Origin of the sequence: Vibrio sp. CJQ_6, assembly GCF_043106745.1 — a bacterium.
Lineage (GTDB): Bacteria > Pseudomonadota > Gammaproteobacteria > Enterobacterales > Vibrionaceae > Vibrio > Vibrio furnissii.
This window is the reverse complement of the sequence record NZ_JBICMV010000036.1, coordinates 97,509-118,323: the sequence shown is the minus strand read 5'-3', so window position 1 is coordinate 118,323 and position 20,815 is coordinate 97,509. Positions and strand designations below refer to the sequence as shown.

35 protein-coding genes are annotated in these 20,815 nt (G+C 48.4%); 31 read left to right on the top strand and 4 right to left on the bottom strand.

Features of this window, described 5'->3' with window-relative positions; genetic code table 11:
- Nucleotides 1–107 precede the first annotated feature (107 nt).
- From rnr to rplQ, 30 genes are all read left to right on the top strand, one after another.
- The gene (gene rnr, locus ACF8PK_RS20900; protein WP_004728596.1) at nt 108–2,558 is read left to right on the top strand and encodes a ribonuclease R; all 2,451 of its coding nucleotides are present in this window, start codon (nt 108–110) and stop codon (nt 2,556–2,558) included.
- A gap of 7 nt (nt 2,559–2,565) precedes the next feature.
- Nucleotides 2,566–3,306, top strand: coding sequence for a 23S rRNA (guanosine(2251)-2'-O)-methyltransferase RlmB (rlmB, locus tag ACF8PK_RS20895; protein ID WP_055465822.1), 741 nt, complete (start codon nt 2,566–2,568; stop codon nt 3,304–3,306).
- Between the two features lie 418 nt (nt 3,307–3,724).
- Nucleotides 3,725–4,036: a 30S ribosomal protein S10 gene (gene rpsJ, locus ACF8PK_RS20890; protein WP_001181007.1), complete on the top strand. Its 312-nt coding sequence runs from the start codon at nt 3,725–3,727 to the stop codon at nt 4,034–4,036.
- 14 nt (nt 4,037–4,050) lie between these two features.
- Nucleotides 4,051–4,680, top strand: coding sequence for a 50S ribosomal protein L3 (gene rplC, locus ACF8PK_RS20885; RefSeq protein ID WP_004728598.1), 630 nt, complete (start codon nt 4,051–4,053; stop codon nt 4,678–4,680).
- A 16-nt stretch (nt 4,681–4,696) separates the two neighbouring features.
- Nucleotides 4,697–5,299 (top strand): 50S ribosomal protein L4, encoded by a 603-nt coding sequence (rplD, locus tag ACF8PK_RS20880; protein ID WP_004728599.1) that lies wholly within the window; start codon nt 4,697–4,699, stop codon nt 5,297–5,299.
- The gene (gene rplW / locus ACF8PK_RS20875; protein ID WP_004728600.1) at nt 5,296–5,598 is read left to right on the top strand and encodes a 50S ribosomal protein L23; all 303 of its coding nucleotides are present in this window, start codon (nt 5,296–5,298) and stop codon (nt 5,596–5,598) included. Before rplD ends, rplW begins: the two co-directional genes overlap by 4 nt.
- A gap of 16 nt (nt 5,599–5,614) precedes the next feature.
- Nucleotides 5,615–6,439, top strand: a complete 825-nt coding sequence (gene rplB, locus ACF8PK_RS20870; RefSeq protein ID WP_004728601.1) for a 50S ribosomal protein L2 — start codon at nt 5,615–5,617, stop codon at nt 6,437–6,439.
- A gap of 21 nt (nt 6,440–6,460) precedes the next feature.
- Entirely contained in the window at nt 6,461–6,739 is a 279-nt protein-coding gene (gene rpsS / locus ACF8PK_RS20865) for a 30S ribosomal protein S19 (RefSeq protein WP_004394525.1), read from the top strand.
- A gap of 10 nt (nt 6,740–6,749) precedes the next feature.
- A complete protein-coding gene (rplV, locus tag ACF8PK_RS20860) occupies nt 6,750–7,082 on the top strand; it encodes a 50S ribosomal protein L22 (RefSeq protein ID WP_004728603.1) in 333 nt (110 codons plus the stop codon).
- Nucleotides 7,083–7,101: 19 nt separating this feature from the next.
- Complete coding sequence (gene rpsC / locus ACF8PK_RS20855; RefSeq protein ID WP_004728604.1) at nt 7,102–7,803, top strand: 30S ribosomal protein S3; 702 nt, start codon at nt 7,102–7,104, stop codon at nt 7,801–7,803.
- Nucleotides 7,804–7,814: 11 nt separating this feature from the next.
- Nucleotides 7,815–8,225, top strand: coding sequence for a 50S ribosomal protein L16 (gene rplP / locus ACF8PK_RS20850; protein ID WP_004728605.1), 411 nt, complete (start codon nt 7,815–7,817; stop codon nt 8,223–8,225).
- Nucleotides 8,225–8,416: a 50S ribosomal protein L29 gene (rpmC, locus tag ACF8PK_RS20845; RefSeq protein WP_004728606.1), complete on the top strand. Its 192-nt coding sequence runs from the start codon at nt 8,225–8,227 to the stop codon at nt 8,414–8,416. Before rplP ends, rpmC begins: the two co-directional genes overlap by 1 nt.
- Nucleotides 8,416–8,670: a 30S ribosomal protein S17 gene (gene rpsQ / locus ACF8PK_RS20840; RefSeq protein ID WP_004728607.1), complete on the top strand. Its 255-nt coding sequence runs from the start codon at nt 8,416–8,418 to the stop codon at nt 8,668–8,670. The genes rpmC and rpsQ overlap by 1 nt, the downstream gene beginning before the upstream one ends.
- A 161-nt stretch (nt 8,671–8,831) precedes the next feature.
- Nucleotides 8,832–9,203: a 50S ribosomal protein L14 gene (rplN, locus tag ACF8PK_RS20835; protein ID WP_004394532.1), complete on the top strand. Its 372-nt coding sequence runs from the start codon at nt 8,832–8,834 to the stop codon at nt 9,201–9,203.
- Nucleotides 9,204–9,217: 14 nt separating this feature from the next.
- On the top strand, nt 9,218–9,535 hold the full coding sequence (gene rplX / locus ACF8PK_RS20830) for a 50S ribosomal protein L24 (RefSeq protein WP_004728608.1): 318 nt from the start codon (nt 9,218–9,220) through the stop codon (nt 9,533–9,535).
- A 24-nt stretch (nt 9,536–9,559) separates the two neighbouring features.
- On the top strand, nt 9,560–10,099 hold the full coding sequence (gene rplE, locus ACF8PK_RS20825; protein WP_004728609.1) for a 50S ribosomal protein L5: 540 nt from the start codon (nt 9,560–9,562) through the stop codon (nt 10,097–10,099).
- A gap of 17 nt (nt 10,100–10,116) precedes the next feature.
- Entirely contained in the window at nt 10,117–10,422 is a 306-nt protein-coding gene (rpsN, locus tag ACF8PK_RS20820; RefSeq protein ID WP_004728610.1) for a 30S ribosomal protein S14, read from the top strand.
- A 29-nt stretch (nt 10,423–10,451) separates the two neighbouring features.
- Nucleotides 10,452–10,844: a 30S ribosomal protein S8 gene (gene rpsH, locus ACF8PK_RS20815; RefSeq protein WP_004728611.1), complete on the top strand. Its 393-nt coding sequence runs from the start codon at nt 10,452–10,454 to the stop codon at nt 10,842–10,844.
- Nucleotides 10,845–10,856: 12 nt separating this feature from the next.
- Nucleotides 10,857–11,390, top strand: a complete 534-nt coding sequence (gene rplF, locus ACF8PK_RS20810) for a 50S ribosomal protein L6 (RefSeq protein WP_004728612.1) — start codon at nt 10,857–10,859, stop codon at nt 11,388–11,390.
- Between the two features lie 9 nt (nt 11,391–11,399).
- Nucleotides 11,400–11,753, top strand: a complete 354-nt coding sequence (gene rplR, locus ACF8PK_RS20805) for a 50S ribosomal protein L18 (RefSeq protein WP_004728613.1) — start codon at nt 11,400–11,402, stop codon at nt 11,751–11,753.
- 15 nt (nt 11,754–11,768) lie between these two features.
- Nucleotides 11,769–12,272 (top strand): 30S ribosomal protein S5, encoded by a 504-nt coding sequence (gene rpsE, locus ACF8PK_RS20800; RefSeq protein ID WP_004728614.1) that lies wholly within the window; start codon nt 11,769–11,771, stop codon nt 12,270–12,272.
- 7 nt (nt 12,273–12,279) lie between these two features.
- Complete coding sequence (rpmD, locus tag ACF8PK_RS20795; RefSeq protein ID WP_000201159.1) at nt 12,280–12,456, top strand: 50S ribosomal protein L30; 177 nt, start codon at nt 12,280–12,282, stop codon at nt 12,454–12,456.
- Nucleotides 12,457–12,461: 5 nt separating this feature from the next.
- Entirely contained in the window at nt 12,462–12,896 is a 435-nt protein-coding gene (gene rplO, locus ACF8PK_RS20790) for a 50S ribosomal protein L15 (protein WP_004728615.1), read from the top strand.
- A gap of 20 nt (nt 12,897–12,916) precedes the next feature.
- Nucleotides 12,917–14,251 (top strand): preprotein translocase subunit SecY, encoded by a 1,335-nt coding sequence (gene secY, locus ACF8PK_RS20785; protein ID WP_004728616.1) that lies wholly within the window; start codon nt 12,917–12,919, stop codon nt 14,249–14,251.
- Nucleotides 14,252–14,289: 38 nt separating this feature from the next.
- Nucleotides 14,290–14,403 carry a 50S ribosomal protein L36 gene (rpmJ, locus tag ACF8PK_RS20780; protein ID WP_000868186.1) on the top strand — a complete coding sequence of 38 codons (114 nt, stop codon included), beginning with the start codon at nt 14,290–14,292 and terminating at the stop codon, nt 14,401–14,403.
- Nucleotides 14,404–14,552: 149 nt separating this feature from the next.
- Complete coding sequence (rpsM, locus tag ACF8PK_RS20775) at nt 14,553–14,909, top strand: 30S ribosomal protein S13 (protein WP_004728617.1); 357 nt, start codon at nt 14,553–14,555, stop codon at nt 14,907–14,909.
- 19 nt (nt 14,910–14,928) lie between these two features.
- Nucleotides 14,929–15,318, top strand: a complete 390-nt coding sequence (gene rpsK, locus ACF8PK_RS20770) for a 30S ribosomal protein S11 (protein WP_001118870.1) — start codon at nt 14,929–14,931, stop codon at nt 15,316–15,318.
- A gap of 27 nt (nt 15,319–15,345) precedes the next feature.
- Nucleotides 15,346–15,966: a 30S ribosomal protein S4 gene (gene rpsD, locus ACF8PK_RS20765; RefSeq protein WP_014204361.1), complete on the top strand. Its 621-nt coding sequence runs from the start codon at nt 15,346–15,348 to the stop codon at nt 15,964–15,966.
- Between the two features lie 24 nt (nt 15,967–15,990).
- A complete protein-coding gene (locus ACF8PK_RS20760) occupies nt 15,991–16,983 on the top strand; it encodes a DNA-directed RNA polymerase subunit alpha (protein ID WP_004728619.1) in 993 nt (330 codons plus the stop codon).
- A gap of 26 nt (nt 16,984–17,009) precedes the next feature.
- The gene (gene rplQ, locus ACF8PK_RS20755; protein ID WP_001216360.1) at nt 17,010–17,396 is read left to right on the top strand and encodes a 50S ribosomal protein L17; all 387 of its coding nucleotides are present in this window, start codon (nt 17,010–17,012) and stop codon (nt 17,394–17,396) included.
- An 85-nt stretch (nt 17,397–17,481) separates the two neighbouring features.
- Here rplQ and ACF8PK_RS20750 read toward each other — a convergent pair whose 3' ends face one another.
- Both ACF8PK_RS20750 and ACF8PK_RS20745 read right to left on the bottom strand, forming a co-directional pair.
- A complete protein-coding gene (locus ACF8PK_RS20750) occupies nt 17,482–17,979 on the bottom strand; it encodes a DUF2780 domain-containing protein (RefSeq protein ID WP_158141376.1) in 498 nt (165 codons plus the stop codon).
- 99 nt (nt 17,980–18,078) lie between these two features.
- Nucleotides 18,079–18,699: an FKBP-type peptidyl-prolyl cis-trans isomerase gene (locus tag ACF8PK_RS20745; RefSeq protein ID WP_004728621.1), complete on the bottom strand. Its 621-nt coding sequence runs from the start codon at nt 18,697–18,699 to the stop codon at nt 18,079–18,081.
- Between the two features lie 230 nt (nt 18,700–18,929).
- Here ACF8PK_RS20745 and ACF8PK_RS20740 point away from each other — a divergent pair, with 230 nt between their 5' ends.
- Nucleotides 18,930–19,508, top strand: coding sequence for a LysM-like peptidoglycan-binding domain-containing protein (locus tag ACF8PK_RS20740; protein ID WP_143680287.1), 579 nt, complete (start codon nt 18,930–18,932; stop codon nt 19,506–19,508).
- Here ACF8PK_RS20740 and ACF8PK_RS20735 read toward each other — a convergent pair.
- Nucleotides 19,454–20,359 (bottom strand): DMT family transporter, encoded by a 906-nt coding sequence (locus ACF8PK_RS20735; protein ID WP_081454510.1) that lies wholly within the window; start codon nt 20,357–20,359, stop codon nt 19,454–19,456. The genes ACF8PK_RS20740 and ACF8PK_RS20735 overlap by 55 nt on opposite strands.
- Complete coding sequence (locus ACF8PK_RS20730; protein WP_392443399.1) at nt 20,356–20,808, bottom strand: GNAT family N-acetyltransferase; 453 nt, start codon at nt 20,806–20,808, stop codon at nt 20,356–20,358. The genes ACF8PK_RS20735 and ACF8PK_RS20730 overlap by 4 nt, the downstream gene beginning before the upstream one ends.
- Nucleotides 20,809–20,815 lie beyond the last annotated feature (7 nt).

Genomic DNA, 20,815 nt, shown 5'->3' with positions numbered 1-20,815 from the left:
ACATCTTGTCGTTTGGTGATGTTGTTCAGGATATTCGTATTAACCCTTAAGGTTAGGAACTCGGTAGGATATACTGTAATCCCCTACCTAAATAAGCAGGTCTGCCTATGTCTGACACCACCCACGTTGATCCGTTTGCGGATCGTGAAGCTGATAACTACGACAACCCGATTCCAAGTCGTGAATACATCATTGAATTCCTGACGAAGGCCAATGTGCCAATGAACCGTAATGATCTGTTTGAAGCCTTGGAGCTGAATGGTGAAGAACAATACGAAGGTCTGCGCCGCCGCTTGCGTGCGATGGAGCGTGATGGCCAGCTCGTCTTTACGCGCCGTCAGTGTTACGCATTACCAGAAAAACTGGAAATGGTGAAAGGTTATGTGATTGGTCATAAAGACGGTCACGGCTGGGTGCGCCCAGAAGGCAGCAATAATAAAGACAACGATATTCTACTTCCTCATCACCAGATGCGGACCATCATTCATGGCGATCTGGTTTTGGTGCAACCAACCGGTACCGATAAACGCGGCAGAAAAGAGGGGCGTCTAGTCCGCGTGTTGGAAGAGCGTCAGACGCAAATCGTCGGTCGTTTCTTCTTTGAATACGGGTACTCATACGTGGTGCCAGACGATTCACGTATTCATCAGGACATCTTGATCCCGAATGAACTGCGCGGCGGGGCTCGCATGGGTAACGTGGTGGTCATTGAGATCACCGATCGGGGCGGTCGCAACCGCGGCATGATGGGGAAAGTGGTCGAAGTGTTAGGCGAAAACATGGCGCCGGGCATGGAAACCCAAATTGCGATTCGTACGCACCAGATCCCGCACGTGTGGCCACAAGAAGTGGAGCAACAGATCACTGGACTGGGCGAAGAGGTTCCAGAAGAAGCCAAACAGGGCCGTGTTGACTTACGTGCGCTGCCGTTGGTGACCATCGATGGTGAAGACGCACGCGACTTCGATGACGCCGTGTTCTGTGAAGCCAAAAAAGGTGGCGGCTGGCGCTTATGGGTGGCGATTGCCGACGTGAGTTATTACGTGCGCCCAAACAGTGCGCTGGATAAAGAAGCCATCAACCGCGGCAACTCCGTCTACTTCCCATCCCAAGTGGTGCCGATGTTGCCGGAAGTGCTGTCCAACGGTCTGTGTTCGCTCAACCCGCAGGTGGATCGCCTGTGTATGGTGTGCGAGATGACCATCTCAGACAAAGGCAAACTGTCGGGCTACAAGCACTACGAAGCGGTCATGAACTCCCATGCTCGCCTGACCTACAACAAAGTGCACGACATTTTGGAAGGTGACGAAGAGCTCCGTGAGCGTTATCGCGAACTGGTTCCCCACCTCGAAGAGTTGCATCGCATGTATAAAGTGCTGAAAGGTGCGCGTGAGCAACGGGGTGCGATTGAATTCGAAACCGTAGAAACCAAATTTATTTTCAATGCGCAACGTAAAATCGAGAGCATTGAACCATTGATTCGCAATGATGCACATAAACTGATTGAAGAGTGCATGATCATGGCCAACATCGCCTCGGCGTCCTTGGTAGAAAAAGCCAAAGAGCCGTCGCTGTACCGAATTCATGAAGCGCCGGGTGAAGAGCGCTTGATGGGCTTCCGTGATTTCCTCGGCGAACTCGGCCTAGATCTGGGCGGCGGTCTGGAACCGTCCCCGACTGATTATGCGCACTTGATGAGCCAAGTGGGTGAGCGTCCGGACAAAGAGCTGATTCAAACCATGCTGCTGCGTTCGATGAAACAGGCAGTGTACAACGCAGACAACGCTGGCCACTTTGGTTTGGCGCTGCAACGTTATGCGCACTTTACGTCGCCTATTCGTCGCTACCCGGATTTGCTGTTGCACCGCGCCATCAAGTACCTGATTGCCAAAGAAGAAGGCCGTAACCAAGATCGTTGGACGCCGACTGGTGGCTATCATTACTCGTTTGATGACATGGATTACTACGGCGAACAATGTTCGATGACCGAGCGCCGCGCCGATGATGCCACGCGCGAAGTGTCGGACTGGCTGAAGTGTGAATACATGCAAGATCATGTGGGAGAAGAGCTGGAAGGGGTGATTGCCAATGTCACCGGATTTGGCTTCTTTGTTCGTCTCACGGAACTGCACATCGATGGTCTGGTGCACATCTCGACGCTGGCAAACGACTACTACCAGTTTGACCCGATTGGTCAACGCCTGATTGGCGAATCGTTTGGGGCAATTTACCGCTTGGGCGATGTGGTCAAAGTGAAAGTGCTGGCGGTGAACTTGGATGATCGTCAAATAGACTTTGAATTAGTCGAAACTAGTCGTAAGCTACGCGGCGAAGGCAAAACGGCGAAGAAACGCGCGGCGGATGCGAAAGCCAAAGCCAAAGGTAAAAAACAAGCGGCGACCCGTGGTGGTAAAGCGGTGCCTTTGGTCGAGCCAACCAAGCGTCCGGATGAACCGGGGGCTGCCCGAGGGCCAAAACACAACAAGACCAAAGCCGAAAAAGCGCGTAAGCAAAAAGCTCGCAGTAAAGCTGGCAAAGCGCGAGCGAAAAAACAATAGGTAAACAATGAGTAACGAATTTATTTATGGCATCCACGCGGTGAACGCAGTTCTTGAGCGCGATCCCGCTCGTTTTGTGGAAGCCTATGTACTGAAAGGTCGTCAGGATGACCGACTGTTGCCGGTTCTGAATGAACTGGCACGTTTGGGGATTTCGATTCAGGAAATGCACCGCAAAGCGCTGGATGACAAAGCGCAAGGGGCCAATCACCAAGGCGTGATTGCCAAAGTGAAACCGGCGAAACAACTGAATGAAAACGACCTGGATGACATCCTGGCTCAGCATCCTCAGCCTTTGCTGTTGGTGCTGGACGGTGTGACTGACCCTCATAACCTCGGTGCATGTTTGCGTAATGCAGACGCTGCGGGCGTGGCGGCGGTCATCGTGCCGAAAGACAAATCTGCGCCAATGACGGCCACGGTCAGCAAAGTTGCGTGTGGCGCGGCCGAAACCGTGCCACTGGTTCGCGTGACCAATCTGGCTCGCACCATGCGTGCGCTGCAAGAAAAGGGCATCTGGTTTGTCGGTACGGCGGGTGAAGCGACACACGATATTTACCAAAGCAAACTGACTGGGCCTTTGGCGATTGTCATGGGAGCGGAAGGGGATGGCATGCGCCGCCTCACGCGTGAAACCTGTGATGACCTGATCAAGATCCCAATGGCGGGTAGCGTCTCGAGCCTCAACGTTTCGGTCGCCACCGGCATCTGTTTGTTTGAAGCGGTGCGTCAGCGTTCATTAGCATAAGCCATTCTACGTATGAATCCAAAACGCAGGCAATTTGCCTGCGTTTTTTATTGCCCGCGTTCAACCAACAATCAGCCGCTTAATTCGAGAGGCGATTATTTTTCAAACACTACTTGCATGAAAACATGTGATCTGTATAATGCAGCGCACTGGTTAAGCCAGTTGTGAACCAATGAGCAGCGAGGAGCTGATGAATCTCTTGATTCGTTAGGTAATGTAAACTCAGCTTATGTTCGCAGTTAATAAAAATTTAGCTTTCACTATCGTTATGATAGTTCAGGTTAATCACCTATTAGCTGACAATGCGTCCTAATCTTGGATGCTACGGTTTCACATAAATCAATCGGCATTCTCTCGTCTCGACGAGTTTGAGTGGCGATATTGTTTGTGTAATTTTTTAATATTGGAGCTCTGTCTCATGCAGAACCAACGTATCCGTATCCGCCTAAAAGCATTCGATTACAAACTGATCGACGCTTCTACCGCGGAAATCGTTGAAACAGCTAAGCGCACTGGCGCACAGGTTCGTGGTCCAATCCCACTGCCAACTCGTAAAGAGCGTTTCACAGTTCTTATCTCTCCACACGTTAACAAAGATGCTCGTGACCAGTACGAAATCCGTACTCACAAACGTCTAATCGACATCGTTGAGCCAACAGACAAAACTGTTGATGCTCTGATGCGTCTAGACCTTGCTGCGGGCGTTGACGTACAAATTAGCCTAGGTTAAGGGAGATTAGAAGAATGATTGGTCTAATCGGTCGTAAAGTGGGCATGACCCGCGTATTTACTGAAGACGGCGTTTCTATTCCAGTAACTGTTGTTGAAGTTGAAGCAAACCGCGTTTCTCAAGTGAAAACTCTTGAAACTGACGGCTACGCTGCAATCCAGGTAACTGCTGGTTCTAAGAAAGCTAACCGTGTAAACAAAGCTGAAGCAGGTCACTTTGCTAAAGCCGGCGTTGAAGCTGGTCGCGGTCTTTGGGAATTCCGTTTGGAAAACGGTGAAGAGTTTGAAGTTGGTTCAGAACTGACTGTTGAACTGTTCAACGAAACTAAGAAAGTAGACGTTACTGGTACATCGAAGGGTAAAGGTTTCCAAGGCGCTGTTAAGCGTTGGAACTTCCGTACTCAAGATATGACTCACGGTAACTCATTGTCTCACCGTGCTCCTGGTTCTATCGGTCAATGTCAGACTCCAGGCCGCGTGTTTAAAGGCAAGAAGATGGCAGGTCACATGGGTGCTGAGCGTGTAACGACTCAAAACCTAGAGATCGTACGTGTTGACGCTGAGCGCAATCTGCTTCTGATTAAAGGTGCAGTCCCTGGCGCAACTGGCGGTAACGTGATCGTTAAACCAGCTGTTAAAGCATAACGTCTAGGAGTAAGTAATGGAATTGATGGTTAAAGGTGCTAACGCACTAACTGTTTCCGAAACTACTTTCGGACGTGAGTTCAACGAAGCTCTTGTACACCAAGTAGTTGTTGCGTACGCAGCAGGTGCTCGTCAAGGTACTCGTGCTCAAAAGACACGTTCAGAAGTTTCTGGCGGTGGCGCTAAGCCATGGCGTCAAAAAGGTACTGGCCGTGCACGTGCTGGTACAATTCGTAGCCCAATCTGGCGTACAGGTGGTGTTACTTTTGCTGCGAAACCACAAGATCACAGCCAAAAAGTAAACAAGAAAATGTACCGCGGTGCTATGAAGAGCATTCTGTCTGAGCTAGTTCGTCAAGAGCGTCTAATCGTTGTTGAAGAATTCTCAGTTGAAGCACCAAAAACTAAAGAGCTAGTAGCTAAGCTTAAAGAACTTGAGCTTAACGATGTACTAATCGTTACTGGCGAAGTAGACGAGAATCTATTCTTAGCTGCTCGTAACCTGTACAAAGTTGACGTGCGTGACGTTTCTGGTATCGACCCAGTAAGCCTAATCGCATTTGACAAGGTTCTTATGACTGCTGCTGCAGTTAAGCAAGTTGAGGAGATGCTGGCATGATCCGTGAAGAGCGTCTACTAAAAGTTCTACGTGCACCGCACATCTCTGAAAAAGCAACTATGGCTGCAGAGAAAGCGAACACTATCGTTTTCAAAGTAGCACAAGATGCAACTAAGAAAGAGATCAAAGCAGCTGTAGAAAAGCTATTTGAAGTTGAAGTTAAGTCTGTAAATACTCTTATCATTAAGGGTAAGACCAAGCGTCAAGGTCTACGCCAAGGCCGTCGTTCAGACGTGAAGAAAGCGTACGTAACTTTGAAAGAAGGTCAAGATCTTGACTTTGTTGGCGGCGCGGAATAACAGGAGTAGTTGAAAAATGGCTATTGTTAAATGTAAGCCGACTTCGGCTGGTCGTCGTCACGTAGTTAAAGTTGTTAACGCTGACCTACACAAAGGTAAGCCTTACGCACCACTTCTAGAGAAAAACTCTAAGAATGGCGGTCGTAACAACAACGGTCGTATCACTGTACGTCACATCGGTGGTGGTCACAAACAACACTACCGTGTAATCGACTTTAAACGCACTAAAGACGGCGTTCCAGCGAAAGTTGAGCGTCTAGAATACGATCCAAACCGTAGCGCAAACATTGCTCTAGTTCTGTACGCAGACGGTGAGCGTCGTTACATCATTGCACCAAAAGGTATGCAAGCTGGTGACGTTATCCAATCTGGTGTTGATGCACCGATCAAAGCGGGTAACACTCTACCAATGCGCAATATCCCAGTGGGTTCTACTGTTCACTGTGTTGAACTGACTCCTGGTAAAGGTGCACAGCTAGCTCGTTCTGCGGGTGCATATGCTCAAATCGTTGCTCGCGACGGTTCATATGTAACTATCCGCCTACGTTCTGGTGAGATGCGTAAAGTATTGTCTGAAGGCCGTGCAACAATCGGTGAAGTAGGCAACGCTGAACACATGCTACGTGAACTGGGTAAAGCAGGTGCAAGCCGCTGGCGCGGTGTTCGTCCAACCGTTCGCGGTGTGGTAATGAACCCGGTTGACCACCCACACGGTGGTGGTGAAGGCCGTACTTCTGGTGGTCGTCACCCTGTTTCTCCTTGGGGTATGCCTACTAAAGGCTTCAAAACCCGTAAGAACAAACGCACTGACAAGTACATCGTACGTCGTCGTAACAAGTAATCTATTTAAAGAGGAATCGCCATGCCACGTTCTCTCAAGAAGGGTCCATTTATTGACCTACACTTGCTGAAGAAGGTAGAGAAAGCGGTGGAAAGCGGAGACAAAAAGCCTATTAAGACTTGGTCCCGTCGTTCAATGATCATTCCAACAATGATCGGTTTGACCATCGCTGTCCATAATGGTCGTCAACACGTTCCAGTTTTTGTAACTGACGAGATGATCGGTCACAAACTGGGTGAATTTGCACCAACTCGTACTTACCGCGGTCACGCTGCGGATAAGAAAGCTAAGAAGCGTTAAGGAGTAAATAATGGAAGCATTAGCTAAACATAACTTTGCTCGCATTTCGCCTCAGAAAGCTCGCTTAGTTGCAGATCTAATTCGTGGTAAATCAGTAGACCAAGCTCTAGAAGTTCTGACGTTCAGCAACAAAAAAGCTGCTGATCTGATCAAGAAAGTTCTTGAGTCAGCTATCGCAAACGCGGAGCACAACGAAGGTGCTGATATCGACGACCTACGTGTCGCTAAAATCTTCGTAGATGAGGGCCCTGTCATGAAGCGTATTATGCCTCGTGCCAAAGGTCGTGCGGATCGTATCTTGAAGCGTTCAAGCCACATCACTGTGGTTGTCGCAGATCGCTAAGAGACTAGGAGAGTAAGCAATGGGTCAAAAAGTACATCCAAATGGTATTCGTCTAGGCATCGTTAAGCCTTGGAATGCTACATGGTTTGCTAACACCAAAGATTTCGCTGACAACCTAGACGGCGACTTCAAGGTACGTCAGTTCCTAACTAAAGAACTGTCAAAAGCGTCTCTTTCACGCATCGTTATCGAGCGTCCAGCGAAGAGCATCCGTGTGACTATTCACACTGCTCGTCCAGGCGTTGTTATCGGTAAGAAAGGTGAAGACGTTGAGAAGCTACGCACAGCTGTAGCGAAAATCGCAGGTGTACCAGCGCAAATTAACATCGCTGAAGTACGCAAGCCTGAGCTAGACGGCCAACTAGTGGCTGATAGCATCGCGTCTCAACTAGAGCGTCGCGTGATGTTCCGTCGTGCTATGAAGCGCGCGGTACAAAATGCCATGCGTCTAGGCGCTAAAGGTATCAAAGTGGAAGTAAGCGGTCGTCTAGGCGGCGCTGAAATCGCACGTTCTGAGTGGTACCGTGAAGGCCGTGTGCCTCTACACACTCTACGTGCAGACATTGATTACGCAACTTCTTCGGCTCACACCACATACGGTGTAATCGGCGTTAAAGTTTGGATCTTCAAAGGTGAGATTCTGGGCGGTATGCCAGCTGCTAACGCAGTAGAGCCAAAGGCTGATAAGCCTAACAAGAAGCCGCGTAAAGGCCGTAAGTAAGGAGTCGACAGATGCTACAACCTAAACGTACTAAGTTCCGTAAGGTTCATACAGGTCGTAACCGTGGTCTGGCTAAAGGTACAGAAGTAAGCTTCGGTTCTTTTGGTTTGAAAGCTGTTGGCCGTGGTCGTCTAACTGCTCGTCAAATCGAAGCGGCACGTCGTGCTATGACGCGTCACATTAAGCGTCAAGGTAAAATCTGGATCCGTGTGTTCCCAGACAAACCAATCACAGAAAAACCACTAGAAGTTCGTCAAGGTAAGGGTAAAGGTAACGTTGAGTACTGGGTAGCCCAAATCCAACCTGGTAAGGTTATGTACGAAGTTGATGGTGTACCTGAAGAACTGGCTCGTGAAGCGTTCCGTCTTGCGGCACGTAAACTGCCATTCAAGACTACATTTGTAACTAAACAGGTGATGTGATGAAAGCACTAGATCTACGCGAAAAAAGCGTTGAAGAGCTGAATGCAGAGCTACTGAATCTGCTTAAAGAGCAGTTCAACTTGCGTATGCAAGCTGCAACTGGTCAACTACAGCAAACTCATACTCTGAAAGCTGTACGCCGTGATATCGCACGTGTAAAAACTGTTTTGACTGAGAAGGCGGGCGCATAATGAGCGACAATATTCGTACCCAACAAGGTCGTGTTGTTAGCGACAAGATGGATAAGTCTATCACTGTTGCTATCGAGCGTTTCGTAAAGCACCCTATCTACGGTAAATTCGTTAAGCGCACGACTAAAGTACACGCACATGACGAAAACAACGAGTGTGGCATTGGCGACACAGTTGAAATTTCAGAATGTCGTCCACTGTCCAAGACTAAGACTTGGACATTGGTGAAAGTAGTAGAAAAAGCGAAAATCTAATTTAGCTTAAACCTACGAAAAAGCGGCCCCAATTATTTTTGGGGCCGCTTGTTTTTTGACTACCCAATCTCGAAAAAGGGTGATACAATTCGCGTCCCTTTAAAGAGGCAGCCCGACCCGAGATGGGTCTAGTTAATTTAAATATTTAGCGGAGCACTAACATGATCCAAATGCAAAGTATGCTGGACGCAGCTGATAACTCAGGCGCTCGCAGCGTAATGTGTATTAAGGTTCTGGGTGGCTCTCACCGTCGTTACGCCCACGTTGGCGACATCATCAAAGTTACCGTTAAAGAAGCAATTCCTCGCGGTAAAGTTAAAAAAGGTGATGTACTGAAGGCGGTGGTAGTTCGCACCCGTAAAGGCGTACGTCGTCCAGACGGTTCTGTCATTCGCTTCGACCGTAATGCTTGTGTGTTGTTGAACAACAACACTGAGCAACCTATCGGTACACGTATCTTTGGTCCAGTGACTCGTGAACTTCGCAACGCGAAATTCATGAAGATTGTCTCACTGGCTCCAGAAGTTCTGTAAGGAGCGGCAATACAATGGCAGCTAAAATCCGTCGTAATGACGAAGTAATCGTTCTTGCTGGTAAAGATAAAGGCAAGAAAGGTAAAGTAACTAAGGTTCTCGCAACTGGTAAAGTTATCGTTGAAGGTATCAACCTTGTTAAGAAACACCAGAAACCTGTTCCTGCACTAGGTATCCAAGGCGGTATCGTAGAGCAAGAAGCAGCGATCGATGTTTCTAACGTTGCAATTTTCAACGCAGCTACTGGTAAAGCGGACCGTATCGGTTTCCGTATCGAAGACGGCAAGAAAGTTCGTTTCTTCAAGTCTAACGGCGAAACCGTTTCTAACTAATTAGAAGTAATTTGGAGTTCTACTATGGCGAAACTGCATGATTACTACAAGTCGTCTGTAGTCGCTGAACTGACCAAACAGTTCAGTTACACAAGCGTCATGCAAGTCCCTAGAATTGAGAAAATCACCCTCAACATGGGCGTTGGTGAAGCAATCAACGATAAGAAACTACTAGAAAACGCAGCAGCTGATATGGCTATCATCTCTGGTCAAAAACCATTGGTGACTAAAGCTCGTAAATCTGTTGCAGGTTTCAAAATTCGTGAAGGCTACCCAATTGGTTGTAAAGTAACCTTGCGTGGCGAACGCATGTGGGATTTTCTGGAGCGTCTGATTTCGATCGCTCTTCCACGTGTACGTGACTTCCGTGGTGTTAGCGCTAAGTCTTTTGACGGTCGCGGTAACTACAGCATGGGCGTTCGCGAGCAAATCATCTTCCCGGAAATCGACTACGATAAAGTCGATCGTGTGCGCGGTCTTGATATTACTATCACGACTACTGCTGCAAACGATGAGGAAGGCCGTGCTCTGCTGGCTGCCTTTAACTTCCCATTCCGTAAGTAAGGTGAAGGGTTACTGTTATGGCTAAACAATCAATGAAAGCACGTGAAGAAAAACGTGCAAAGCTAGTAGCTAAGTTCGCTGAAAAGCGTGCTGCGCTTAAAGCTACCATCAGCGATGTAAACGCATCCGAAGAAGATCGTTGGAACGCAGTTCTGACACTGCAATCTCTTCCACGTGATTCAAGTGCATCTCGTCAGCGCAACCGTTGTAACCAAACTGGTCGTCCACACGGTTACCTACGTAAGTTCGGTCTGAGCCGTATCAAAGTTCGTGAAGCTTGCATGAAAGGCGAGATTCCTGGACTTCGTAAGGCTAGCTGGTAATTGCCACTTAATCATTTGGAGTAAAGTTTATGAGCATGCAAGATCCGATTTCGGATATGCTGACCCGTATTCGTAACGGTCAGGCAGCAAACAAAGTTGCTGTTAAAATGCCTTCTTCAAAGCTTAAAGTTGCAATTGCTGCACTACTTAAAGCTGAAGGTTACATCGTTGACTTCGCTGTTGACAGCGAAGCAAAACCTGAGCTGGAAATTACTCTTAAGTATTTCCAAGCAAAACCAGTAATCGAGCAAATCAAACGCGTTTCTCGTCCAGGTCTTCGTGTTTACAAGAAGAAAGACGAGCTGCCATCAGTGATGGGCGGTCTTGGTGTTGCTGTCGTTTCCACTTCCAAAGGTCTGATGTCAGACCGTGCTGCTCGCAAAGCAGGTCTTGGTGGTGAAATCATCGCTTACGTAGCGTAATAGGAGTAGAAAATGTCTCGTGTTGCTAAGGCACCTGTCGCTATTCCAGCTGGCGTAGAGGTGAAACTAAACGGCCAAGAGATCACTGTAAAAGGCGCTAAAGGTGAACTGACTCGCGTTGTTCACAATGGCGTAGTGATCGCACAAGAAGAAAACAAGCTAACTTTCGGCCCTCGCGACGGTGTTGAAAATGCATGGGCTCAAGCAGGTACTGCTCGCGCTCTTGTAAACAACATGGTTGTTGGTGTTACTGAAGGCTTTACTAAGAAGCTAGTTCTTAAAGGTGTTGGTTACCGTGCTGCTATCAAAGGCAACGCTGTAGGTCTAACCCTAGGCTTCTCTCACCCAGTTGAGCACGAGTTGCCAGCGGGTGTTAAAGCCGAATGTCCAAGCCAAACTGAGATCGTTCTGACTGGTTGTGATAAACAAGTCATCGGTCAAGTAGCGGCTGACATTCGTTCTTACCGCGCGCCTGAACCATACAAAGGTAAAGGTATTCGTTACGCAGATGAAAATGTGCGTACTAAAGAAGCTAAGAAGAAGTAAGGTAACACTATGGATAAGAAAGCATCTCGCATCCGTCGTGCTACACGTGCACGTCGTAAGATTGCAGAACTGGGTGCAACTCGCCTAGTAGTACACCGTACTCCTCGTCACGTGTACGCTCAAGTGATTGCAGCTAATGGCTCTGAAGTTATCGCAGCAGCTTCTACTGTAGAAAAAGCGATCCGTGAGCAAGTGAAATATTCTGGTAACATCGATGCAGCGAAAGCAGTTGGTAAAGCAGTTGCTGAACGTGCGCTTGAAAAAGGCGTAACAGTAGTTGCATTCGATCGTTCTGGTTTCCAATACCACGGTCGAGTGGCGGCGCTAGCAGACTCTGCTCGCGAAGCTGGTCTGAAATTCTAAGGTAGGGTTGGAAAGATGGCTAAAGAACAACAAGTTCAAGCGAATGATTTGCAAGAAAAGCTAATCGCCGTTAACCGTGTTTCTAAAACGGTTAAAGGTGGTCGAATCATGAGCTTTACTGCACTGACTGTAGTTGGTGACGGTAACGGTCGTGTAGGTTTCGGTTACGGCAAAGCTCGTGAAGTACCTGCAGCGATCCAAAAAGCAATGGAAAAAGCGCGTCGTAACATGACTACGATCGCTCTGAACGAAGGTACTCTTCACCACCCGGTGAAAGGTCGCCATTCGGGCTCTAAAGTTTACATGCAGCCTGCTGCAGAAGGTACTGGTGTAATCGCAGGTGGTGCGATGCGTGCAGTACTTGAAGTTGCTGGTGTACACAACGTTCTGTCTAAAGCATACGGTTCTACGAACCCTATCAACATCGTTCGTGCAACGATCGATGCACTAGCAAGCGTTAAGTCACCTGAAATGGTTGCTGCTAAACGTGGTCTGACTGTTGAATCTATTTCGGAGTAAGAACACCATGGCAACTATTAAAGTAACTCAAACTAAAAGCTCAATTGGTCGCCTGCCTAAGCACAAAGCTACTTTGCGCGGTCTAGGCCTTCGTAAAATCAACCACACAGTAGAACTTGAAGATACTCCGTGCGTGCGCGGCATGATCAACAAGGTTTACTACATGGTTAAAGTTGAGGAGTAATCAGAATGTTTTTGAATACTCTAGCACCGGCTGCGGGTTCTAAGCCTTCTAAGAAGCGTTTGGGCCGTGGTATCGGTTCTGGCCTTGGTAAAACTGGTGGCCGTGGTCACAAAGGTCAAAAGTCTCGTTCTGGCGGTAAAGTTCGTCCAGGTTTTGAAGGCGGTCAAATGCCTCTGAAACAACGTCTACCTAAATTCGGTTTCACTTCTCGTAAGAGCCTAGTGTCTGCTGAAGTTCGTCTAGCTGAGCTAGCGAAAGTAACTGGTGACGTAGTTGATCTGAACAGCCTGAAAGCGGCTAACGTCGTTACTAAGAACATCGAGTTTGTTAAAGTTGTTCTTTCTGGCGAGATCACCAAAGCAGTGACTGTAAAAGGTCTGCGCGTGACTAAAGGCGCTAAAGCTGCAATCGAAGCTGCAGGCGGTAAAATCGAGGAATAATCTCGAGGATTGAGGTACAGATGGCTAAGAAACCAGGACAAGATTTTCGTAGTGCTCAGAGCGGCTTAAGTGAACTGAAGTCGCGCTTGTTATTCGTAGTGGGTGCGCTTTTAGTATTCCGAGCAGGCTCTTTTGTGCCGATTCCTGGTATTGACGCTGCTGTACTTGCCGATTTGTTCGAACAGCAAAAAGGCACCATCATTGAAATGTTTAACATGTTCTCTGGTGGTGCACTTTCGCGTGCATCTATATTCGCACTGGGCATCATGCCGTATATTTCGGCGTCGATTGTTGTTCAGTTGTTGACTGTAGTTCATCCAGCGTTAGCGGAACTCAAAAAAGAGGGTGAAGCAGGCCGTCGTAAGATCAGCCAATATACGCGCTACGGCACGCTTGTACTTGCAACTTTCCAAGCTATAGGTATTGCAACTGGCCTACCAAACATGGTCGACAATCTGGTTGTTATCAACCAAACCATGTTTACGCTAATTGCGACCGTGAGTTTAGTAACCGGCACCATGTTCCTAATGTGGTTAGGTGAACAAATTACAGAGCGAGGAATTGGTAATGGTATTTCATTGCTAATTTTTGCAGGTATTGTTGCTGGATTGCCAAAAGCAATCGGACAAACAATCGAGCAAGCGCGTCAAGGTGAACTGCATGTACTTCTTCTACTGTTAATCGCAGTGGTTGCGTTTGCTGTTATTTACTTCGTTGTGTTCATGGAACGTGGTCAGCGTCGAATCGTCGTTAACTACGCGAAGCGTCAACAAGGTCGTAAAGTATTTGCAGCGCAGAGCACGCACCTGCCGTTGAAAATCAACATGGCGGGTGTTATCCCTGCGATTTTTGCATCAAGCATTATCCTGTTCCCAGGAACACTGGCTCAGTGGTTCGGTCAGAACGGTGAGAGCAGCACATTCGGTTGGCTAACTGATGTGTCTTTGGCTCTCAGCCCAGGCCAGCCGCTGTATGTAATGCTTTATGCAGCAGCGATTATTTTCTTCTGTTTCTTCTATACAGCGTTGGTGTTTAACCCACGTGAAACAGCAGATAACTTGAAGAAGTCAGGTGCATTCGTACCCGGTATCCGCCCAGGTGAACAGACAGCTAAATATATTGATAAAGTAATGACTCGCTTAACCCTTGCTGGTGCGCTATACATTACTTTCATCTGTCTGATCCCTGAGTTCATGATGGTCGCTTGGAACGTACGTTTCTACTTCGGCGGTACATCACTACTGATTGTAGTCGTCGTAATCATGGACTTTATGGCACAGGTACAGACACATATGATGTCAAATCAATATGAGTCTGTGTTGAAAAAGGCAAATCTGAAGGGTTACGGCCGTTAATCGGTCGCTCATTCAGAGTAGATTTACGGAGTTTAGCAATGAAAGTTCGTGCTTCCGTTAAAAAAATCTGCCGTAACTGTAAAGTTATCAAGCGTAACGGTGTCGTTCGCGTGATTTGCAGTGAGCCAAAGCACAAGCAGCGCCAAGGCTAATAAGCAGAAATTTTTACTTGAAAAGTAAAGGTTGGTCGAGTATATTCCTCGGCCTACCTTTTGCGTGCAAAAGAAGTAGTATCCCGCAGCGTATCCTCTACGGGCTTTGCTGCGGCTAATTCTTTTATAGAAAGTACTAGGAGTGAATAGTGGCCCGTATAGCTGGCATTAACATTCCTGATCAGAAACATGCTGTAATCGCACTGACTGCGATCTACGGCATCGGTAAAACTCGCTCTCAAGCTATTCTAGCTGAGGTGGGTATTGCTGAGCATGTTAAGATCAGTGAACTAACTGAAGATCAGATCAATCAACTGCGTGATGGTGTAGCTAAATACACTGTAGAAGGTGATCTACGTCGTGAAGTTTCCATGAATATCAAGCGTCTTATGGACCTTGGTTGCTACCGTGGTCTTCGTCATCGTCGCAGTCTACCACTACGTGGACAGCGTACTAAAACCAATGCTCGCACCCGTAAGGGTCCGCGTAAGCCGATCAAGAAATAATCGGGAAGGGTAGAGTACAATGGCTAAACAACCAACACGCGCTCGTAAGCGTGTACGCAAGCAAGTTGCTGATGGCGTAGCGCATATCCACGCATCTTTCAACAACACAATCGTTACCATTACTGACCGTCAAGGTAATGCTCTAGCTTGGGCTACAGCAGGTGGTTCTGGTTTCCGTGGTTCTCGTAAGTCAACTCCGTTCGCTGCACAGGTTGCTGCTGAGCGTTGTGCTGAAATGGCTAAAGAATATGGCCTGAAGAACCTGGAAGTTATGGTTAAGGGTCCTGGTCCAGGTCGTGAATCTACTGTTCGCGCACTGAACGCCGCTGGTTTCCGTATCACTAACATCGTTGATGCGACACCAATCCCTCATAACGGTTGTCGTCCACCTAAGAAACGTCGCGTTTAACGTTTCTGGGAACATTGGAGAAAGATCATGGCAAGATATTTGGGTCCTAAGCTGAAGCTTAGCCGCCGCGAAGGTACTGACTTGTTCCTTAAGTCAGGCGTTCGTGCGATTGATACCAAGTGTAAAATCGATAACGCACCAGGTGTACACGGCGCTCGTCGCGGTCGTCTATCTGAGTATGGCGTTCAGCTTCGTGAGAAGCAAAAAGTTCGTCGTATCTACGGCGTTCTAGAAAAACAATTCCGTAACTACTACAAAGAAGCAGCTCGCCTTAAAGGTAACACTGGTGAGAACCTACTTCAGCTTCTTGAAGGTCGTCTAGATAACGTAGTTTACCGCATGGGCTTTGGCGCAACTCGCGCAGAAGCACGTCAGCTAGTTAGCCACAAAGCTATCCTAGTAAACGGTAAAGTTGTAAACGTTCCTTCTTTCAATGTTGCGGCTAACGACGTTGTTGCAATCCGTGAGAAAGCTAAAAAGCAATCTCGCATTAAAGCAGCTCTAGAAGTTGCAGAACAACGCGAAAAACCAACTTGGATTGAAGTAGATGCTAGCTCGATGGAAGGTACTTTCAAGCGTTTGCCTGAACGTTCAGATCTATCAGCTGACATCAACGAACAATTGATCGTCGAGCTTTACTCTAAGTAAGGTTTAAACTAAAGAGAGGACACAATGCAGGGTTCTGTAACAGAATTTCTTAAGCCACGTCTTGTTGATATCGAACAAATCAGCACGACACACGCAAAAGTAACTCTTGAGCCATTAGAGCGTGGTTTCGGCCATACTCTGGGTAATGCACTTCGCCGTATTCTTCTATCTTCTATGCCGGGTTGTGCCGTAACAGAAGTAGAGATTGAAGGCGTACTTCATGAGTACAGCACCAAAGAAGGTGTTCAGGAAGATATCCTTGAGATTCTCCTGAACCTGAAGGGTCTGGCTGTTCGCGTTGCCGAAGGCAAAGATGAAGTGTTCATTACGCTAAACAAATCAGGCTCGGGCCCTGTGGTTGCAGGTGACATCACCCATGATGGTGATGTAGAGATCGTAAACCCTGAACACGTTATTTGTCACCTAACTGATGACAACGCTGAGATCGCTATGCGTATCAAAGTTGAACGTGGTCGTGGTTATGTTCCAGCTTCTGCGCGTATCCATACCGAAGAAGACGAGCGTCCAATTGGTCGTCTGCTTGTCGACGCGACTTTCAGCCCAGTAGACAAAATTGCCTACTCTGTTGATGCAGCACGTGTTGAACAACGTACTGACCTGGACAAACTCGTTATCGATATGGAAACTAACGGTACTCTAGAACCTGAGGAAGCAATCCGTCGTGCAGCAACTATTCTTGCTGAACAACTGGATGCATTCGTAGATCTACGTGATGTACGAGTTCCTGAGGAGAAAGAAGAGAAGCCTGAATTCGATCCGATCCTACTGCGTCCTGTAGACGATCTTGAACTAACAGTTCGCTCTGCTAACTGTCTGAAAGCAGAAGCGATTCACTACATCGGTGATCTAGTACAGCGCACTGAGGTTGAGCTACTTAAAACGCCTAACCTTGGTAAGAAATCTCTTACAGAGATTAAAGACGTGCTTGCATCACGTGGTCTTTCTCTGGGCATGCGCCTAGAAAACTGGCCGCCAGCGTCCATCGCTGAAGATTAATCGATACTAGTTAGAAGGATTTGGTCATGCGCCATCGTAAGAGTGGTCGTCAACTCAACCGCAACAGCAGTCATCGCAAAGCGATGTTCAGCAACATGGCTAGCTCTCTAGTACGTCATGAAGTTATCAAGACTACTTTGCCAAAAGCTAAAGAGCTACGTCGCGTAGTTGAGCCTTTGATTACACTAGCTAAGACTGACAGTGTTGCTAACCGTCGTCTAGCATTTGCACGCACTCGTGACAACGAAGTCGTTGCTAAACTGTTTAACGAACTAGGTCCACGTTTCGCTGCACGTCAAGGCGGCTACACTCGTATTCTGAAGTGTGGTTTCCGTGCAGGCGATAAAGCTCCAATGGCTTACATTGAGCTTGTTGATCGCCCAGAAGCTGCTGTTGAAGCTGCTGCTGAGTAATCAGTTCGTGATTAAAAAAGCCGAGCATTTGCTCGGCTTTTTTGTATCTGCGCTATCGTGATGTACCCGATGCGCTGCGTGAGCGTTACGCGCCCCACAAACTGCTCAGTGAGCTGAGCAAGCCATCACTGGCTCCTTGGCCGGTCAAGTATTGCAGTAGCACCGGCGCAAACTGCGACACCATACCTGAATCCAATCCCAATTGTTCAAACACTTTATTCACCGATTCCATATTTTGAAGGTTCGATAAAATGTCGGTGCTGCCCGAGCTGCCTGACAGGTTGAGGCTGGTCAACTGATCCATCCCCGGAATGAGTTTGGTGAGTTCTTCGCTGTTGCTCTCGGATAATTGGTTTTGAGCCAGAGACAATAACGCGCCAACGCCGCCTGTGGCTTGTTGTCCTGAGACGGGCAGTTGACTGGTGACTTGAGAAATTAGTGACGAGTTACTCTCTGCTTGATTGAGCGTGTTGCTGACCATGCTGGCCAGATCATCATTGCTGCTACCGAAGTTGAGAAAAGCATAAGATGGCGCGCTGATCAGCGTACCGAGCATCAGTGTCCATACGAGCGACTGTTTCATGATGAATGAAATTCCTAAATGTGGGCTGAGCTTTAATTTTAGATAAAAAAAGCGGCGCTGAGCGCCGCTTGATGTTAATTCTTTGCTAAATTGTTCTGCTTACAGAATGTCTAGCAGTTCTACTTCAAATACCAGAGCAGCAAATGGAGGGATCGCGGCACCTGCGCCACGCTCGCCGTATGCTAGGTCGTGTGGAATGTACAGTTTCCATTTAGAACCCACAGGCATCAGTTGCAGGGCTTCAACCCAACCTTTGATGACGCCAGTCACTGGGAATTCAGCAGGTTGACCGCGCGATACAGAGCTGTCGAATACTGTGCCGTCAACCAGTTCACCGTGGTAGTGAACACGAACTGCTTTATCTGCAGTTGGGATTTCGCCAGTACCTTGTGTGATCACTTCGTACTGTAGACCTGATTCCAGAACGGTTACTTCTGAACGCAAAGCGTTGTCTTTCAGGAATGCATCACCTTCAGACGCAGCTGCTTTTGCTGCTTCTTGGCGTGCTTCTTCCGCGCGCATGTGCAGTGCTTGCAGCGCTTGGTTGATTTCGTCGATTTCGATTGCTGGCATGTCGCCAACCAGTGCAGTGGCAATGCCCGCTGCAATCGCGTCAACACTCAGGCCTTCCAGACCGCTACCTGCCAGTTGTTGGCCCATTTGCAGACCGATACCGTAGCTTGCTTTCTGTTCTACGGTGTCAAATTTTACGTCAGACATAAAAGTCACTCTTTGTCGTATCAATAAAGGCCACAGGATAACAGGTTCAGGATAGGGATGAAACGTTCGACAGGAAATCGCTGCAATATGGGCGTAAGGTGTGACTTCGCGCAGAATCCCAGAGGAAATTCTTCAGGATTATGTCAACCTTTAGCAGATTAGGGGGCTGCCTCTATACTCTCGGCACATGAGTTTTTATACTGTGGCAAGGATTTTAGGGACGGATTAACATGAATCGTCGACATAAGAAAAAGCAGCAGACGGATTATCTCGCACTGATTCAAAGCAAGTGGGCAGCTATCGATGTGCAATTCGATTGGCGTGAATATCAGCACAAAGCGACGCAGTTCTGGCAACGTTTACCGAGATTACATCAGCGTGCCTTGATGGTGCTGGTGCCGGTCGTTTTGATCTTGATGGTGATGCCACTGCCTCAGCGTTCGGAGCAAGCGCCACAAACGCCAGCCTCCGGTCAACGAGTGGAAGTGAACATCAACACGCGTGGTTTGAGTGAACAACAATCGGCAGAGCAGAGCCAACTGAAGTCGACAGTGTGGCATGAATACATCGTGCAACAGGGCGATACGCTATCGCAAGTGTTTCGCAATAACCAACTGCCGATGGCGGATCTGAACGATTTGGTCAAAATTGAAGGCAGTGATAAGCCGCTGAGTCAGATTCAGCAAGGACAACTGATTCGTTTTAAACTCGCCAGCGACGGCAAATTGGATATTCTGCAACTTGAGAAAAACAATCAATCGGTGATGTTTTTCCGTTTATCCGACGGTGGTTTCGGCCGCAGTAAATAATGGCCAGCGACGGCTGTCCGTTTGAGAATTCTAACGGGCAGCAGTGGCAGAACGATCAACGCGATGCCCAGCCAAGTGAGGCGATCGGGGATTTCGTTGAACCACCCCATGCCCATCAATGCAACGAAAATCAAGCCGGAATACTCCGCCAATGCAATCTGACTAGCGGGTGCACGCCGGTAGGCAGCCACGGCCAAACCGTTGTAGGTCAAGATCAGCAGCGCGCTACTGGCCACCCAACCCATCTGTTCCCAAGTCATGGCATGCCATTGCCACAGCGCAAGCGCCGCAGACAGCGGCAGCGAAAAGAGGCAAGTCCACATCAGGGTCGTGACCACCGTCTGCTTCGCGGGAATCTTCCGCGCCAAAATATTAAACAGTGCTAAGGTCATCGCAGTGCCGAGTGCAAACAGCGCCGCCCAGTGAAACTGCGAGGGACGTAAAACCACCAACACGCCTACAAATCCCAACGTCGTCGCCACCACTTTGCCGAGTCCCGGTGTTTCCTTAAGCAAGACAATCGACAGCGGCAGCATCAACAATGGCGCCGCGTAAAATACCGCATTGGCGGTGGCGAGCGGCAAATAGGTAATCGCGACCAACATACAGCCACTGCCGATTAAGACCAGATGCGCCCGCAATACCGTGATGCCAGGATGATGCAGCGCTCGCTGCGCGCGAGGTTGTCGCCACCACAACGGCAGGATCACGGCGAATGAAATCAACTGACGCAGAAACATGTACTGAAAAGGCGACACTTCCCCGTCAAGCAGCTTGACCGCGACATCCGAGAGTGACGCGGCCAGATTGCCGAAAATCAATAACCACAGCGCGAGCGTTTGCGAGGTCATGCGTCGCGCTTCATGTCCACGTGCGCGATGCCATCTTCGAGATAGGGGGCAGAGCTTCGAACAAAGCCATGACGGGCATAAAATTCTGACAGGTGCGCTTGCGCGCCGATTTCAATCGCTTGCTTGGGCCACAAGCTTTGGCACTGCTGAAGTGCTTCACGAATCAGTTGATGGCCAAGGCCATCTCCGCGGGCGGTGGGGGAGGTTGCAACACGGCCGATGCTGACACTGGAATAACTGATGCCGGGGGGCAGCAAGCGCGAACACGCGATCAACTGCCCGTCTCGATAGCCAAGCAGATGTTTGACACCGTCGACGATGTCTTTGTTGTCGAGTTCCGGATAAGGACAGGTTTGCTCGACGACGAACACGTCAACCCGCAGTTTGAGCAGCTCGTACAGTTGGTGGTTGCTGAGTTCAGAAAAAGAAAGGCATTGCCAGGTTACCATGCGTCAC

What these genes read in the sequence shown, in the direction of transcription:
- rplV (WP_004728603.1), top strand. Translation starts at nt 6,750, where the DNA reads ATGGAAGCATTAGCTAAACATAACTTTGCTCGCATTTCGCCTCAGAAA.
- ACF8PK_RS20760 (WP_004728619.1), top strand. Translation starts at nt 15,991, where the DNA reads ATGCAGGGTTCTGTAACAGAATTTCTTAAGCCACGTCTTGTTGATATC.
- rpsD (WP_014204361.1), top strand. Translation starts at nt 15,346, where the DNA reads ATGGCAAGATATTTGGGTCCTAAGCTGAAGCTTAGCCGCCGCGAAGGT.
- rpsQ (WP_004728607.1), top strand. Translation starts at nt 8,416, where the DNA reads ATGAGCGACAATATTCGTACCCAACAAGGTCGTGTTGTTAGCGACAAG.
- rplO (WP_004728615.1), top strand. Translation starts at nt 12,462, where the DNA reads ATGTTTTTGAATACTCTAGCACCGGCTGCGGGTTCTAAGCCTTCTAAG.
- rplF (WP_004728612.1), top strand. Translation starts at nt 10,857, where the DNA reads ATGTCTCGTGTTGCTAAGGCACCTGTCGCTATTCCAGCTGGCGTAGAG.
- rpsN (WP_004728610.1), top strand. Translation starts at nt 10,117, where the DNA reads ATGGCTAAACAATCAATGAAAGCACGTGAAGAAAAACGTGCAAAGCTA.
- rplB (WP_004728601.1), top strand. Translation starts at nt 5,615, where the DNA reads ATGGCTATTGTTAAATGTAAGCCGACTTCGGCTGGTCGTCGTCACGTA.
- ACF8PK_RS20740 (WP_143680287.1), top strand. Translation starts at nt 18,930, where the DNA reads ATGAATCGTCGACATAAGAAAAAGCAGCAGACGGATTATCTCGCACTG.
- rpsS (WP_004394525.1), top strand. Translation starts at nt 6,461, where the DNA reads ATGCCACGTTCTCTCAAGAAGGGTCCATTTATTGACCTACACTTGCTG.
- rplW (WP_004728600.1), top strand. Translation starts at nt 5,296, where the DNA reads ATGATCCGTGAAGAGCGTCTACTAAAAGTTCTACGTGCACCGCACATC.
- rnr (WP_004728596.1), top strand. Translation starts at nt 108, where the DNA reads ATGTCTGACACCACCCACGTTGATCCGTTTGCGGATCGTGAAGCTGAT.
- rpsC (WP_004728604.1), top strand. Translation starts at nt 7,102, where the DNA reads ATGGGTCAAAAAGTACATCCAAATGGTATTCGTCTAGGCATCGTTAAG.
- rplN (WP_004394532.1), top strand. Translation starts at nt 8,832, where the DNA reads ATGATCCAAATGCAAAGTATGCTGGACGCAGCTGATAACTCAGGCGCT.
- rpsJ (WP_001181007.1), top strand. Translation starts at nt 3,725, where the DNA reads ATGCAGAACCAACGTATCCGTATCCGCCTAAAAGCATTCGATTACAAA.
- rlmB (WP_055465822.1), top strand. Translation starts at nt 2,566, where the DNA reads ATGAGTAACGAATTTATTTATGGCATCCACGCGGTGAACGCAGTTCTT.
- rplE (WP_004728609.1), top strand. Translation starts at nt 9,560, where the DNA reads ATGGCGAAACTGCATGATTACTACAAGTCGTCTGTAGTCGCTGAACTG.
- secY (WP_004728616.1), top strand. Translation starts at nt 12,917, where the DNA reads ATGGCTAAGAAACCAGGACAAGATTTTCGTAGTGCTCAGAGCGGCTTA.
- ACF8PK_RS20730 (WP_392443399.1), bottom strand. Translation starts at nt 20,808, where the DNA reads ATGGTAACCTGGCAATGCCTTTCTTTTTCTGAACTCAGCAACCACCAA.
- rpsH (WP_004728611.1), top strand. Translation starts at nt 10,452, where the DNA reads ATGAGCATGCAAGATCCGATTTCGGATATGCTGACCCGTATTCGTAAC.
- rplP (WP_004728605.1), top strand. Translation starts at nt 7,815, where the DNA reads ATGCTACAACCTAAACGTACTAAGTTCCGTAAGGTTCATACAGGTCGT.
- ACF8PK_RS20735 (WP_081454510.1), bottom strand. Translation starts at nt 20,359, where the DNA reads ATGACCTCGCAAACGCTCGCGCTGTGGTTATTGATTTTCGGCAATCTG.
- rpsE (WP_004728614.1), top strand. Translation starts at nt 11,769, where the DNA reads ATGGCTAAAGAACAACAAGTTCAAGCGAATGATTTGCAAGAAAAGCTA.
- rpmD (WP_000201159.1), top strand. Translation starts at nt 12,280, where the DNA reads ATGGCAACTATTAAAGTAACTCAAACTAAAAGCTCAATTGGTCGCCTG.
- rplC (WP_004728598.1), top strand. Translation starts at nt 4,051, where the DNA reads ATGATTGGTCTAATCGGTCGTAAAGTGGGCATGACCCGCGTATTTACT.
- rpmJ (WP_000868186.1), top strand. Translation starts at nt 14,290, where the DNA reads ATGAAAGTTCGTGCTTCCGTTAAAAAAATCTGCCGTAACTGTAAAGTT.
- rpmC (WP_004728606.1), top strand. Translation starts at nt 8,225, where the DNA reads ATGAAAGCACTAGATCTACGCGAAAAAAGCGTTGAAGAGCTGAATGCA.
- rplX (WP_004728608.1), top strand. Translation starts at nt 9,218, where the DNA reads ATGGCAGCTAAAATCCGTCGTAATGACGAAGTAATCGTTCTTGCTGGT.
- ACF8PK_RS20745 (WP_004728621.1), bottom strand. Translation starts at nt 18,699, where the DNA reads ATGTCTGACGTAAAATTTGACACCGTAGAACAGAAAGCAAGCTACGGT.
- rplQ (WP_001216360.1), top strand. Translation starts at nt 17,010, where the DNA reads ATGCGCCATCGTAAGAGTGGTCGTCAACTCAACCGCAACAGCAGTCAT.
- ACF8PK_RS20750 (WP_158141376.1), bottom strand. Translation starts at nt 17,979, where the DNA reads ATGAAACAGTCGCTCGTATGGACACTGATGCTCGGTACGCTGATCAGC.
- rplR (WP_004728613.1), top strand. Translation starts at nt 11,400, where the DNA reads ATGGATAAGAAAGCATCTCGCATCCGTCGTGCTACACGTGCACGTCGT.
- rplD (WP_004728599.1), top strand. Translation starts at nt 4,697, where the DNA reads ATGGAATTGATGGTTAAAGGTGCTAACGCACTAACTGTTTCCGAAACT.
- rpsK (WP_001118870.1), top strand. Translation starts at nt 14,929, where the DNA reads ATGGCTAAACAACCAACACGCGCTCGTAAGCGTGTACGCAAGCAAGTT.